This is a genomic window from Corallococcus sp. 4LFB (assembly GCF_046520365.1).
GTDB classification, from domain to species: Bacteria; Myxococcota; Myxococcia; order Myxococcales; family Myxococcaceae; genus Corallococcus; species Corallococcus caeni.
Window position 1 is genome coordinate 1 of the sequence record NZ_JBKGHJ010000231.1, and the last position, 13,079, is coordinate 13,079.

The following is a 13,079-nucleotide window of genomic DNA, read 5'->3' on the forward strand; positions in this document are numbered from 1 at the left end:
CGGCCAGGAGGGCCGCGGCGGCGGGAATCAGGGCCGCGGAGGGGCCGGCGGCGCAGCCACTGCTCCCGTTCGGGTCGTCAACCCCCGGCGTGACGCCCGGCGTCGTGGGTGTGGCCGGAAGCTCGGGGCGGGGGTCGGCGGGGTCGGACGGCGTGGTGCCGGGGTCCTCTCCGGTGCCGGTGCCGTTGGACGTCACGGTGACCACGGTGGTGGACGTCAGCGGGGCGGCGCCCTGGACGGTGGCCGTGGCCGTCACCGTGTAGGTGCCGGCCTGGGCGAAGACGTGCTGCGCCTGGGGGCCCTCGGCGGTGGCGCCGTCGCCGAAGTCCCAGGTGACGGTGGCGCCGGACTGGGAGGCCGTCGCGGTGAACGCGGCCGTGTGGGGCGCGGTGCCGCTGGCGCTGTCGACGGCGACGTTCAGCGTGCCCCGCGGCGCCTCCGGCTGCGCGGGCAGCGTCTTGGAGAGGGTGAGCGAGTCCAGGATGCCGCCATCCGTCTTCACGAGCTTCGCGGTGAGGGTGCCCTCCACGACGTCCACGTCGAGGAAGCCGTGGGCCGCGTCGTCGCGGATGACGCTCCAGGAGGGGCGCGACGTGGCGAACATGCGCAGGGTGGCGCCGCCGCCGCCGACGACGAGGTAGGGGATGCCCTGCTGGCCGTTGCCGGCCTCGGCGTCACCGAGCATGGGCTTGCTGCGCTCGTAGTCGTGGTCGTGGCCGGTGAGGACCAGGTCCACGCCGTACTTCTCGAACAGGGGGCCGAACTGGCGGCGCATGGTGAGCTGCGAGCCGTGCTCGCCGCTGGACCAGGACGGGTGGTGGAAGAAGACGACCTTCCACGGCTGCGTGGTGGCGGCCAGGTCCTTCTCCACGAACGCCTTCTGCGCGGCGAGCGTGCACTTGGACGCGGACGCCAGGCCCACGGCGCAGTTCGAGTCGATGGACACGAAGTGCACGTGGCCCCAGTCGAACGAGTAGTAGCGCTCCGAGCCCTCCGCGTTGTTGGTGGGCAGGTAGAGGTTGTCCAGGTAGGGCTGGGCCTCGTTCGTGACGTACTCGTGATTGCCGGGCGTGGCGAACATGGGCACCTGCGCGAGCAGGGCGGCCATGGGGGTGAAGAGGTTGGTCTGGAACTCGGTCTCGGTGCCGGACGCGTAGGCGTTGTCGCCCAGGGCGACGAAGAGCTCCGGCTTGTTGGTGAGCATGGAGGCGGCGACCTTCTTCTGGTCGCTGCCGCCGGTGCCGAAGTCGCCCACGGCGGCGAAGTGCACGCGCCGCGTGCCGGGCACGGGGGCGGTGCTGAACGTCTTCGCCGGGGTCGTCTCACCGCAAGCGTCCACGGAGTATGTATAGGCGGTGCCGGGGGACAGGCCGGTGAGGACCACGGCGTGGATCTTCGCGGTGGCGGTGGACCGGGCTGCCTGGGTGGTGTCGCCGACGCCGTAGCGCACCTGGGCGCTGGAGCAGTTCGAAGAGAGCCGGAACGCCACGGTGGCGGTGTCGGGGCCTACCTTCTGAAGGTAGGGATCACGCGGCAGGGCGAGCGCGTCACCCGAGGCGAAGCCCCCAACGAACAGGGCAGCCAGGGCAGCGAGCGAAAGAGACTTCGTCCGGTCCATGAATCCTCCAGCCCGAGACATTCGGGACCGGGGCCCAACCGTTCATGGCTCAACGTTCATCCGGAAATCAGGCGCCCACGGGTAGGCAGGCGTGCGGGCGCCGGTTGTGGCTGAAAGGCAGACAGAAGGGCGTGCATTGCATGTCGTGATGCAGGGGCGTAGAGGGCGCCGCCTTGCGGAGTCCGCAGGCTGCGTTACCCCTGAAGACATGACCGAAGTCCACTCCCAGACCCGTGAGTACACGCTCCCCGAGGGCTGCCCCGTGTGCGAGTCGGACCTGCCGGTGCGCGTGACGGCGACCGGTCCGAACGCGGTCTGCACGCACTGCGGCTGGATGGGCCGCCCGTTCATCACCGTGACGCACGACGGCCTGCGCGTGTCGTACGACAACGCAGCGCGGGCCTGAGCGTCGGCGCGTCGACCCCGACCGTGCCCGATGCGACTGACCTACGATGTGACCACGTGGGAGGCCGAACAGGCCTTCTTCCAAGGCAAGCCCTTCACGGAAGGCGAGGATCCCCGGCGTCGTAAGAGACAGGACCCGCTTGGAGATGGAGTGGCTGAAGCAGGTGCTGGGCTCGAACGGTGTCACGTCGACCGTGGTCCAGGTGGCCCGGCTGGAGGCGGAATGAGTCAAGAAGACCTGACTGCCGTGGTGAACAGGATTGATGCCCAGTTCCGGTCTCATCCGTGGATGGACTTTTAGATCTGGGAGTACGTCGGCGGAAACCTGATTGTCGCCGGGTTCATCGACACGACCGTGGCTGCGGATCTCTTCATCAAGTTTGATGGTGTCTTTCTCCTCTCGCTGCCTGCTGAGTGGAGGACGGATACCTCCAAGAGGGTGTTCGAGTTGCTGGAGGGGGAGGAAGCGCGTCAGTGGAACCTGAGGTTCAGGGTTGAAATCGGAAACACATTGTTTTCGTTCGCCCCGGAGCACTACCCACCTGACTTCAAGTGCGTGGTGGCCGCGAAGTCCGTTCGGAAAGCGCGATTACGAGGGCCGGCTGCGGACCCGAGTTGCTTACAGCCTCCAACGAAGGTGGACACCGACCGCCTCCACGCCCAGGCCTGCCCTTGTTTTTGTCAGGTACTCTAAAGGCATGCGAATGTGTGTGCGAGTACGGAATCGCGTTCGCTGAGCAAAGGTGGGTTGCTGATGGACGTCAGGATCCTCGTTGAGGCGGAGCTTGCCAGGCATCCATGGTCATCTCCGTATGAGATAGCCGGACCTGCGGTTCGCATCCCTGATGCGCTGCGAGCCCTGATGGTGGCACAGGCGGACTCCGAATTCGAACAGGCGTATTGGCGCCTGGAGAATGCAGTCAGGGAGGGGCTCTGGGTTCTTTACCGGGAGATGGTGACCGGAAAGGCCATTGCGGCGAGAGAAGTGCTCGAGATTGCCGAGCGAGACCCCGAACGCTTGCTGGCGCCGGCCGACTTTTGGGGACCCATGGCGATTGAATGGGGCGCGAAACTCGACGGGCGGCGGCCCACATTGAGAGACGTTCAAACGTGAAGTGGAGCCGATAGATGTCCAATTCAGACAAGGCGCGGCGGTCATCCAAGGCGTCCCCATGAACCTGGCGCGCGTTGATGAATACGTAGAGGGCTCCGAGCCCGACCGTGTCTACCTGACGGAAGTGGCCCAGGGCGCCCTGAAGGAGTTGGTCGTGGGCGACTGGCTCCACGTCGAGCAGGTGGAAGACGAGGTCTGGTGGATGCGGGTCGGAGACATGCGAGTCACTGTCAAGACCCCACGCAACGGCTTACCCGAGGTGGATGTCGAACGGGGCTTCTATGACATGGTGCAGGGCGATACGAAGAGCATCGAGGGCAGTGATAGCCCCCAGGGCGCCATGGGACGTGATGATGGATCAGGAAGGGACGGCGAGGAGTAGGCTGGCCGGAAAACGAAGCGCTTCTGGGGTGATGTCGCGTTGGCTTGATGGCTTGGACCGGGAAGCGGATGGAGACGTCCCAGGACTGGGGGCCGGCCGCCGAACGAGAGGGACGGATGGCGGCATACAATCATGTGCTTTTCGAAGGGACATGCCCCAGCTGCGGTCAGGCTTCGGTGATGCGGGCCGAGTGCCATGTGGCATCCTCGTTCGACGGGGATGACCGGGGGCGCTTCTGCCAGAGGGAATACGCGCTCGGACAGCTCATGGACTGGTGGCCCAGGGGGCATCGCTCATTCGATAAATGGAACGATGCGGACGTTCACGTTCCGGACTTGAGTCACCCTGACCATGTCGAGGAGGACTGTCTCCTGAGCTGCGAGCGGTGTGGAGCAGACCTCTACGCGGTCATCGCCTTCGAAGTGAATGTGCCGGTCGAGGTCAGGGAAGTGGGGCTGGAGTCGCAAGGCCCGGCCAGATACCGCCGCTGAGAGGCGTTCGAGTGCGAATCCCAGGTGTGGAGTTCCAGTGTGGAGTGTGTGGCGCCTGGTCCGACGATAATGAGTCGTGCTCCGTCTGTGGTGCCAAGATGCCTCCGGATGATTCCCTGGACGGGGTCTTTGTTCCCGGGTTCGAGCACATTCCCGCGGAACAGCGAGATGCGGCCATGGAGCAGGCGGCGGAGGCTCAGGCACGTTGGATTGAGCGGTTCCGCCATGAGCAGGAGCTTCGCCAAACCGAACCGGGCTATCCCGCTGACGATCGGACACGTCCGTGGGCACCTACGCACCGGGTTCGGGGAGACGATGGCGCAGACGGAGGCCTCTTGATGGTTCTGCCCAACGGTCAGTCGTTTACCCGAGAGAGCTGGGAGATTTATCGCGTCGGCCCGGTTCAGTGGTCGATGTACTTCAACTCGCCCTGGGTGTTCTGGCGCGGGGTCTGGTATCTGCATGGACGCGCAGCGCCAGCAGGGACGGTCGTCGGGGTGGGCGTCACGGATGTCACCCTCGCATGATTTCCCAGCGCCTACCCGGCAGAGATCGGAGCCTTTTCTGCGATGAGCAAGCGCGTTGAAGACCAGGAATTCATTCAGTGGGTCGCCACTGAGTTGGTTGAGTCGCCACATCGCACCGACGTGCTATCCGCGGCGACTCAGATTCTGGACGAAGGGGAAGGCGCTTCCCTGTTCGAAGCGCTGAGGAAGCAAGTCGGGCTTCATGCAGAAGAGTACGAACTCGTGCGACGCATCATGCTGCTTCTTGAGTCCATGATGGATGTGCAGCCGCGTCTCGCGGGATACTTGATGGCGAGGCTTTATCCCTTGGCGGGCCGGAAGTACGCGCATGATGTCTATAACGCGATTGAACTGTGGATGAAGGCTAGCGATTCAGTTGCCTTGGCAGATGCCTTGATGTCGCTGTGCGCAGAGCCGGTCCGGCCGATGCTCCGGAAGAGCTACCAGGAATGGGCTGAAGGGATAAAGAAGCGAGCCACGACCGCGTGCCAGAGCACCGGGTGCAAGGAATGAGCAACATCGTCCTGGAGTTCCCACCCGGTTTCGAGGATGACGCTTGGGAGGTCGAGGCCAAAGGCTGGCTCCCTGGAGTCGTCGCGGTGATTCAGGGGCGGCGGCAGGGTTTTTCTCGAGCGGAATCTCGTGGCCGTCGCTCCCGTCGCCCGGGAGCGCATCGCGTCTGCCATCCGGGAGATCGTTCAGACAAGCAGGATCGGCGACCTTCGGCCGGACCAGGAGTAGAAGGGAGGCTGAAGGCGCTGGGCCAATTGAATCGAGGCTTGAGGCATGCAGGTTGCGGACGTCTGGTCGTCGCGTGAGGTGTGGATTCGCGCTCTGTCAGAGTTTTTGGGAGGAGCGCTGCGTCTTGTCGCTGGCAGTGAGATTGTTCGTGACGATGCTGCCTATGGCACGCTCAGGGACGCTCTGGCGTCACCGCACACGGGAGTCGCGCTCGAACGTGTCGTCGAACTGCAAGTGACTCAACTGGACAGCGGTGAGTTTGCGGTGTGGGCTCTTGTCTTCTTTTTCATTGGCAAGCAGCGCGTGGCTCCGGCCGGTCAGTGCTTCTTGAGCCTTCAGTGGAAGGATGGATGCTGGTTCTCCCGGGGGTGGGAGGCGGACGTCCATGAAGAGTGGACAGGCCTCAAGACCCTCGATCCAGAGAGGCTGTGATGGTGAGCAATGAGTCGCTCCGCCCGAAACTCCGGTCGGACGATGAGTTCGTCGTTCTCGAGGGGCTCGCGGAGTTGGGAGGACTTGTGGACTTTGCTCCCGCCAACGACGTCCTGGACCTGGCGATGGAGTATTTTCGATATTTCGACCCTGAGTGGAGGCGCCAGGCGGTGTTCAGTGTTGCCATTCACTGGGCATATGCTCCTGCGTTTCCTTTCCTGGTTGAGTTGCTTGAGAAGGAGGAGGATGACGACGTTCTTGGGACTTCGATCATGGCAATAGAAAGGCTGGGTCGAAGTCATGAGAGACTTCGGCCTGATGCGATTCGTGTACTGAAAGGAATCGCTGATGCACGCCCCCGGATGCGCCGGGAACGGTGATTGGAAGCCTGTCGAGTACGCTCAGGGCATTTGAGACGCAGAGAGGTTGCGAAGGTCAAGGGCGTGCCAGACAAGGTTCTCCGGATGTGGGATGGATATTTCAGTTCTATCGTGGAGAGGATTGAGCTGAAGGGTGGCCGGTGGACGGGGTTGGCTCTGCCATATCATCTGCGTGAGGGTTGGTATGACGCACCCTGGAGGATTGAAGATCTGGATTCTGTGGTGGAGCAGTGGAGGGAGATCCGCACAGACGGTCTGCATGCGGATTGCGCTGATGTGTATGAAGCCGTCCTTGCTTTGTTGACGTCGTCTCTTGAGGCTGGCGGCGAGGTCTGGATCTCAGAGGAATGATGAATCGCAAGCGCTCGGCGACTGAGCTTTGGAGGGAGTTCCTGCGCGAGGTTGTGGGTCCTTCAGTGGGCGTGGAGTGTGCGGAGTATTACAGGAGGGTGGCTGATTGGGCTTTGCTCCATGGTCGCGATTTCGGAGCGGGCGGCATGGAGCGATCGGGTTTGTCCGTGCTGGCTCGCCTTGATGTGCGGCTCTACTTGTCTGCTCGGCCGGGGATGGCGCCCAGTATGGAGTTGGCGAGGTTGTCTGCCTTCGTGCCCAAGACCCTTGAGGGCATGGCCGAGGCTCTTGGGGATACATTGCGTGAAATGGTGACGGTGTGGCTTGACGGCAGCCCGGTCACCGCAAGGGTCGATGGAAGAATTTTTCCAGCAAGAGTCAACGAGGATGGTGAGCTCGTTTAGGCCGGGATGCGCTTGATGCATCGGGTCGATTAAGGAAAGCCCGGGCCAGCGCATCCCTCGCGCCAACCCGGGCTCCAATCCCATCCAGCTGAATCAGCGGACTACGACTTCTTCACGTCGTAGGACACCAGCTCCTCCAGGCGTTCGCCGTCCTCGCGGACCTTGCCCACGCCAGGAACGAGCCAGTACAGGCGCTGCTTCTCCTCCTTCACCTCGCCGCTCTTGTTCAGCTTGTCGCGCTGGACCTTGATGGCGTTGGTGAACGTGCCCGCGGGCGTCGTCACCGTGACGTCCTTCTCCAGCACCTTCCAGACGTAGGTCGGCTCCTTCCCCTCCGTCCCGCCAGCGGAATATGTGATCAGCTCCCGCACCTTGTCCTGGTGCTCCCAGGGGATGGAGGCCGGCGTCGCCGCCAGGGACTTCATCATCGCCGGGGACCAGGTCGTCGCCTTTGAGGCCACGCCGTCCAGGATGTCCTCCTCGCGCAGACGCACCACCACGCCGGTCGTCAGCTCCAGCTGCCAGGAGTTCTCCTCGTAGACCGTGCCCGTCTGCGTGCGGTCCTGCTGGCTGTGCACCTTGACCGCCGTCATGGTCGTGCCGGGGACCGTCTCCGGGCCCTGCACCGTCACCACCTTGTTGAAGACTCCCTCCTGCGCATCGGTGATGCGGTAGGTCCACGTGGAGCCCGTCGTCAGCGGCCACAGCGTCGTCAGCTCCGCCTGCTGATCCGGCTTCGTGCCGCCGCCCGTGTTCGGGTCCACCGGGTTGCCCGGGAGGTCCACCGTGCCGTCCGGGTTCGTCGTGGGCGCGCCCGGATCATTCCCCGTGGGCAGGCTGCCGCCGCCACCACAGGCGGCCAACGCCCCCCACGCCGCGAACAGCACCGCCAGCTTCCTGAACTTCATGCCATCTCCTCCCGCGCGCCCTTCGCGCTCACCGCCGTCCACCGCAGCCCCCGCAAGGGCGCCCCTTCCGTCCGTCCCAACGCCGCCGCCAGGCTTCCAGGCTCCGGCTCCTCCACTTCCAGCTCCACGCGCCGCGCGGAGAAGTCCAACGCGCAGCTCTTCACCAGCACGTTGCGCTCGCCCAGCGCCGTCCTCAGCGTGGCCTCCGCGTGCACCAGGTCGTCCGCCTGCGCGGACACCAGCAGCCGCTGCTTCGGCTCCTTCGCCGCCACGGCCTTCTTCTCGAGCAGGTCCAGCACGAAGAGCAGCACCGCCACGAACCCCGTGCCCACGAACGCCAGCACCAGGTTGCCGTGGCCGCACGCCATGCCCAGGCCAATCACCAGGAACAGGATGGCCGCGTCACGCGGGTCCTTCAGCCCGGAGCGGAACCGCACGAACCCGCCCAGGCCCACCAGCCCGAACGCCTTCGCCACGCTGTTGCCAATCACCGCCGTAATCACCGCCGCCGCCGCGCAGAGGAGGATCTGCGCCTGCACCATCTCCACCTTCGGCAGCGGCTTGCCCAGCACCAGCCGCCAGGGCCGCGACGACAGCAGCGCGCCAATCAGCGCCGACGCCACCAGCCGGGGGAGGACGGCCCCCATCGACAGCGATGCAAGCTCCTGCTCCACGTCCTGGAACAGCGCCCCGAATGGACCTTCCATGGGCGTCATGCCTCCTGCCGCCCGGCGTCCACCCCGGCCGTCTCCCCCGGGGACCGCGCCAGCCGCTGCGCCTGCTCCAGCGCCCCCGCCTGCGCCACCACCGCGTAGGCGTTGCGCAGCACCGGCAGCTTCCCGGTCTGCTCCTCCAGGATGCGATCGAGCAGCGCCCGCGTCTCCGCCACCAGCGGCAGCCCCTTCATCGAGGACACCACCGTCGCCGGCCACCGGCGCGCCGCAGTGGCCCGCAGCTTCCACGCGCGCGGCGAATCCATCCCGTCCACGGAGTCCAGCGCCTCCTTGGTGAGCCGCGCGCCCCGCTCACGCATCGCCCAGGCGCGCGGCGTATCCACGCCGGCCAGCGAGCGCAGCACCAGCTTCAGCGCGCCCTTCTCCAACTGCTCGCGCAGCCCCACCGCCACCGGCGTCTCCAGGCCCGTGGTGCTCTTGAGCACCGCCAGCCGGTCGTGGGAATCAGCGCTCGCGCAGCGCGTCCGGCGCGCAGGGCACGGCCTCCGCCGCCACGCCTTCCTGCGCCAGCGCCGCGAGCACCGCGTCCCGCGTCCCCGGAGGCCGCGCGCGGAAGTGCAGCGACGGCTCCTCGTCCAGCGACGCCATCAGCCCCGCGAGCGTCCCTTCCGGGTACACCTGCGCCAGCCGCTGCGTGAGCCACCCCGGGAACGAGTACCGGGTGGCCAGCCGCTCGACGACGGACTCCGGGCCCTCCGCCGGGGGAGGCTCCGCGAGGGCTTCGTCACCAGCCCCTCCAGCACCGCGTCATGCAGCGTGCGCGGCCGCACCGGCCCCGGCAGCTTCACCTCCGGCCCGATGCGCGCCCAGCCCTCGCCGCAGAACAGGCGCCGCCAGAGCGTGTAGCGCACCAGCGCCTGGTCCTCCGTGAGCACGTGCTTGCCGGGCGAGTGCCCCAGCTGCCGCGCCGCCAGGTCCAGCAGGCGCTGGTGCCGGGACAGCTCGCGCGCCGCCAGGGCCACGAAGCGCCGCTCCTGTCCGCCCAGCCCCTCCGCCTCCCGCAGCGCGGTGGCGAGCGCGGCCTTCAGCGGCTCGCCCTTGAGGACGGCGATGTGCGTCTCCAGCGCCGCGGTGGCCGCGCGCCGGGACGGACGCCCAGCGTGACGGCTCATGCGGCGGGGGCCAGAGAGGGATGTCCACGGGTGACCTCGTCGCCTAGCCGCGCAGCGGCACGCACACGGCCAGCGCACCGGCCCGCGTCTTCAGCTGGGGCGACGCGCCCTGGCACAGGAAGAGGTAGCACGGCGCGGCGTAGCGCTCCCCGTCCAGCTCCAGGTCGCCCTCCACCAGCAGGACGCCGTGGGCCCACGGGGGGCGGCTCCAGGCCAGGGCGGCGTCGGGAGAGAGCCGCAGCCACATCCGGGCGCTCTCCGGCGCCGAACCCGCGCACCGCACCCCGGGCGAGGCCTCCGTCCAGTCCGGCGCGTCAGCGGCCAGGGCTCCCCGGCCGCGGCGACCACCTGGCGCTTGAGCTCCAGGAAGCGCTCCACCAGCCCCAGGATGTCGTCCACCTGGAAGGGCTTGAGCAGCAGCGCGTCCGGCTCCGAGGGGTGCAGGACCTGGGCGACCTCGTCCGGCCCCGCGGCGCTGACGATGGCCACCGGGTGGCGCTGGCGGCGCGCGGCCTCCAGGACGCCCCGGCCGTCCGTGTGCCCTCCGGCGATGCGCATGTCGGTCATCACCAGCTCGAAGCGGTCCGCCGCCAGGGCGCGCAGCGCTTCGTCGAGGGTGCCCACCGCCTGCACGTCCGCCAGCTCGGAGACCAGCTCCCCCATTCCTTCGCGGAGGCTCGGATCATCCTCGACGAGCAGGACCTTCATCGCGTCTTCCAGCGCGGCGGACAGGGGAGCGCTTTCACGTTCGGGCGGCCCGGAAGACGGCATCTCGGGCGCCGGGTCTGCGTTTGAGGATGGCCCTCCCCGGACTCGAACCGGGACGCGGGGTCAGCCGCAGCGGATTTTGAGTCCGCCTCGTCTACCAATTTCGACAGAGGGCCCCTTGGGTGTGAGAGAGGCGGCCGAACGTATATCGCGCCTTCGGTTCGTGTGCATCCGAAGATTGCGGTGGTCCACGCACACCGCTAAAGGGGCAGCGCATGTACAACCTCCTCATCTCCCTGGCCGTCGGGCTGGCGGTCGGCGTGCTGGTGAAGTTCGCCGGCGGCTTCTCCTGGTGGGCCGGCATCGTGCCCGGCGTCATCGTCTTCTTCGCCACCTACATCGTGCTCGCCCGCCGGGTCTCCACCCGCGTCCAGGCGCTGATGGCGACGGTGCAGAATGATCTCCAGGGCCAGCCCGCCAACCAGAAGGAGGCCCAGGGGCGCGTGGACCGGGCCGTGAAGACGCTGGAGCAGGGCCTGGTCTGGGACAAGTGGCAGTTCCTCATCGGGCCGGAGCTCCACGCGCAGATCGGGATGCTGAAGTACATGGTGAAGGACCTGGACGGCGCGAAGCCCCACCTGGAGAAGGCCAGCGGCCGCAACTACATGGCCAAGGCCATGCAGGGCGCCCTGCACTTCCGCCGCAACGACGTGCCCGCCATGAAGACGTCCTTCGAGGCCGCGGTGAAGAGCGGCAAGAAGGAATCCATCGTCTGGGCCGTGTACGCGTGGTGCCTCCTCCAGCTGAAGGACAAGGACGGGGCCCAGCGCGTGCTCGCGCGCGGCGTGGAGCAGAACCCCTCCGACGAGAAGCTCAAGGGGAGCCTCGCCCAGCTGCAGAACGACAAGCGCCTGAAGATGAAGCCCTACGAGCCGCTCTGGTGGCAGTTCGGCCTGGAGGCCCCGCCGGTGATGCCGCCCATGGGCGGGCGCCGCGTGCAGTTCTCCCACCGGCGCTGAAGGCCCGGTGGAAGTGCCGGCCCGGCGCCACCGCAATGGCGCCCGGGTCCCCTTTCGCGGTCCGCCGCGCTCACCTTCGCGGCCCGCCGCGTTCCCGTCGATGGCGCCCCTTCGTGCGCGCGCTTCCGGGGACCGGGGAGTTCTCAACGGATCAGCCGCTCCACCCCACTCCGGGCGCCCCTCCCGGAGCGGCCCGCGTCCGGCAATTCCTACCGTGCGCGCCGCCCGCACGCTGCAACGTCTTCCGATTGCCTTGTTGGCTGTCGCGCGGACCCTCATGCAACCCCCTGAAAAGAGGCCGGCCGCCGCGTGGATCGCGGGGCACAGGGCTTGCTCTCGGGGAGGGACACGCGGGCGACCGGGGCGGATGGTTCCCAAAGCCCCCGCGGAGGCGGACGGGCTTGGCAGCCGGAGGTCTCGGGTGAAGGTTGGATGGGTGGGTGGGTGCTTGCAAGACGGGGCGGCGGCGGGTGCGCGTGGGGCGCAGGGGCGTGGGGAGCATCTGGATGGGCGTGGCGCCCGAGACTTTCGGCCTGCCATTTCGGGACAGGCGAGCGGAGCGAACCAGTTCATGGAACGGCACGGCCGCAGCAGTGAGCGCGCGCTCCTGCTCATCATCGAGGACGACACCGGCGTGCGCGAAGGCCTGATGGACCTGCTCGCCCCGCGCTTCGACGTGCTGGCCGCGTCGGACGCGGACGCGGGCGTGGAGCTGGCGCGCGAGCACCGCCCGGACCTGGTGCTGCTGGATCGCTTCCTGCCCTCCGGGGACGGGCTGGCGGTCCTGGAGACGCTCCAGGGCGACGTGCGCACGGAGATGGTCCCGGTCATCTTCCTCACGGGGGACGCGGACGAGGCGACCCTGGAGCGATGCCTGGAGATGGGCGCCGTGGACTTCATCCACAAGCCGGCGAGCTCGCGCGAACTGCTCGCCCGCATCGACCGCGCGGTGCGCCAGAGCGAGCAGCAGCGCAAGCTCCAGGTGCTGGCGCAGACGGACGCGCTCACCGGGCTGGCGAACTTCCGGGCGCTGTCGGTGCGGCTGGAGGACGAGTTCAAGCGCGCCCTGCGCTACGGCTACGCGCTGAGCGTGGTGGTCATCGACCTGGACCACCTGAAGGCCATCAACGACGGCATGGGCCACGACGTGGGCAACCGCGCCATCCTGGCCCTGGCCACCCTGATGCAGGGCAACCTGCGCGAGTCCGACTTCGCGGCGCGCTTCGGCGGCGACGAGTTCGTCGTGCTCCTGCCGCACCAGACGTCGATGGAGGCCGCGGTGTTCGCGGAGCGCCTGCGCTCGGAGCTGCGCGGCGTGAACGTGCAGCGCGGTGACGGGCGCCCGGCGCCCTTCGGGTTGAGCATCAGCGTGGGCGTGGCGGACCACACGGCCGACTCCCCGCGCGAGAGCACGGAGGCCTTGCTGAAGGCGGCGGACGCCGCGCTCTACGAGGCCAAGCGGGAGGGGCGTGACCGGGTGGTGGTGTACGGCCAGTCGCTCCACGCCCCCTCGGCGCAGCGGCACTGACGGCGGGAAGGGAACGAGGGCGCGATGAGCAGCGGGACCAGCAAGCTTACGAGTGGTTCGAGGGTGGCGATCGTCGGCGGAGGCATCGCCGGGGCGGGGCTCGCGGCCTCCCTGCTCTTCAACGGCCGCGCGCGGGGCGTGGCCCTGGACGTGCGCGTCTACGCGGGGGCACCGAGGAGCGCACCGCGCCCCCTGCCCTGCTCACGCCGGAGTGCCGCTCGCGGC

The 13,079-nt window shown here is 67.5% G+C and carries 16 protein-coding genes, 1 tRNA gene and 1 pseudogene; 10 read left to right on the forward strand and 8 right to left on the reverse strand.

What is annotated here, in order from left to right; all coding sequences use genetic code 11:
* On the reverse strand, positions 1 to 1,618 hold a 1,618-nt coding region (locus ACLEQD_RS23360; RefSeq protein WP_410386867.1), incomplete at its 3' end, for a metallophosphoesterase.
* Between the two features lie 208 nt (positions 1,619 to 1,826).
* Here ACLEQD_RS23360 and ACLEQD_RS23365 point away from each other — a divergent pair.
* From ACLEQD_RS23365 to ACLEQD_RS23395, 7 genes are all read left to right on the forward strand, one after another.
* On the forward strand, positions 1,827 to 2,024 hold the full coding sequence (locus ACLEQD_RS23365; RefSeq protein WP_410386868.1) for a hypothetical protein: 198 nt from the start codon (positions 1,827 to 1,829) through the stop codon (positions 2,022 to 2,024).
* Positions 2,025 to 2,777: 753 nt separating this feature from the next.
* On the forward strand, positions 2,778 to 3,137 hold the full coding sequence (locus tag ACLEQD_RS23370; protein WP_410386870.1) for a hypothetical protein: 360 nt from the start codon (positions 2,778 to 2,780) through the stop codon (positions 3,135 to 3,137).
* A gap of 58 nt (positions 3,138 to 3,195) precedes the next feature.
* Positions 3,196 to 3,519: a hypothetical protein gene (locus ACLEQD_RS23375; protein WP_410386872.1), complete on the forward strand. Its 324-nt coding sequence runs from the start codon at positions 3,196 to 3,198 to the stop codon at positions 3,517 to 3,519.
* A 1,060-nt stretch (positions 3,520 to 4,579) separates the two neighbouring features.
* Positions 4,580 to 5,050, forward strand: a complete 471-nt coding sequence (locus ACLEQD_RS23380; protein WP_410386873.1) for a hypothetical protein — start codon at positions 4,580 to 4,582, stop codon at positions 5,048 to 5,050.
* A 273-nt stretch (positions 5,051 to 5,323) separates the two neighbouring features.
* A complete protein-coding gene (locus tag ACLEQD_RS23385; protein ID WP_410386875.1) occupies positions 5,324 to 5,710 on the forward strand; it encodes a hypothetical protein in 387 nt (128 codons plus the stop codon).
* The gene (locus ACLEQD_RS23390; protein ID WP_410386877.1) at positions 5,710 to 6,090 is read left to right on the forward strand and encodes a hypothetical protein; all 381 of its coding nucleotides are present in this window, start codon (positions 5,710 to 5,712) and stop codon (positions 6,088 to 6,090) included. The genes ACLEQD_RS23385 and ACLEQD_RS23390 overlap by 1 nt, the downstream gene beginning before the upstream one ends.
* A gap of 347 nt (positions 6,091 to 6,437) precedes the next feature.
* Positions 6,438 to 6,845 (forward strand): hypothetical protein, encoded by a 408-nt coding sequence (locus tag ACLEQD_RS23395; RefSeq protein WP_410386879.1) that lies wholly within the window; start codon positions 6,438 to 6,440, stop codon positions 6,843 to 6,845.
* A 101-nt stretch (positions 6,846 to 6,946) separates the two neighbouring features.
* On the opposite strand, the gene ACLEQD_RS23400 is transcribed toward ACLEQD_RS23395, so the two are convergent.
* The 7 genes from ACLEQD_RS23400 to ACLEQD_RS23430 form a co-directional block, all read right to left on the reverse strand.
* Positions 6,947 to 7,753 (reverse strand): hypothetical protein, encoded by an 807-nt coding sequence (locus ACLEQD_RS23400; protein WP_410386881.1) that lies wholly within the window; start codon positions 7,751 to 7,753, stop codon positions 6,947 to 6,949.
* Positions 7,750 to 8,460 (reverse strand): DUF4956 domain-containing protein, encoded by a 711-nt coding sequence (locus tag ACLEQD_RS23405; protein ID WP_410386883.1) that lies wholly within the window; start codon positions 8,458 to 8,460, stop codon positions 7,750 to 7,752. Before ACLEQD_RS23405 ends, ACLEQD_RS23400 begins: the two co-directional genes overlap by 4 nt.
* Positions 8,461 to 8,465: 5 nt before the next feature.
* Positions 8,466 to 8,912 carry a hypothetical protein gene (locus ACLEQD_RS23410; RefSeq protein WP_410386885.1) on the reverse strand — a complete coding sequence of 149 codons (447 nt, stop codon included), beginning with the start codon at positions 8,910 to 8,912 and terminating at the stop codon, positions 8,466 to 8,468.
* 19 nt (positions 8,913 to 8,931) lie between these two features.
* The gene (locus ACLEQD_RS23415) at positions 8,932 to 9,105 is read right to left on the reverse strand and encodes a hypothetical protein (protein WP_410386886.1); all 174 of its coding nucleotides are present in this window, start codon (positions 9,103 to 9,105) and stop codon (positions 8,932 to 8,934) included.
* The gene (locus ACLEQD_RS23420) at positions 9,075 to 9,599 is read right to left on the reverse strand and encodes a hypothetical protein (protein ID WP_410386888.1); all 525 of its coding nucleotides are present in this window, start codon (positions 9,597 to 9,599) and stop codon (positions 9,075 to 9,077) included. Before ACLEQD_RS23420 ends, ACLEQD_RS23415 begins: the two co-directional genes overlap by 31 nt.
* Positions 9,600 to 9,689: 90 nt before the next feature.
* Complete coding sequence (locus ACLEQD_RS23425) at positions 9,690 to 10,307, reverse strand: response regulator (protein ID WP_410386890.1); 618 nt, start codon at positions 10,305 to 10,307, stop codon at positions 9,690 to 9,692.
* A 90-nt stretch (positions 10,308 to 10,397) separates the two neighbouring features.
* Positions 10,398 to 10,483: transfer RNA gene (locus ACLEQD_RS23430), tRNA-Leu, on the reverse strand.
* A 99-nt stretch (positions 10,484 to 10,582) separates the two neighbouring features.
* Here ACLEQD_RS23430 and ACLEQD_RS23435 point away from each other — a divergent pair.
* The 3 genes and pseudogenes from ACLEQD_RS23435 to ACLEQD_RS23445 form a co-directional block, all read left to right on the forward strand.
* Entirely contained in the window at positions 10,583 to 11,326 is a 744-nt protein-coding gene (locus ACLEQD_RS23435) for a tetratricopeptide repeat protein (RefSeq protein ID WP_410386892.1), read from the forward strand.
* 571 nt (positions 11,327 to 11,897) lie between these two features.
* Positions 11,898 to 12,854, forward strand: a complete 957-nt coding sequence (locus tag ACLEQD_RS23440; RefSeq protein ID WP_410386894.1) for a diguanylate cyclase — start codon at positions 11,898 to 11,900, stop codon at positions 12,852 to 12,854.
* A 24-nt stretch (positions 12,855 to 12,878) separates the two neighbouring features.
* Positions 12,879 to 13,079: pseudogene (locus ACLEQD_RS23445) on the forward strand (response regulator); the annotation flags it as partial.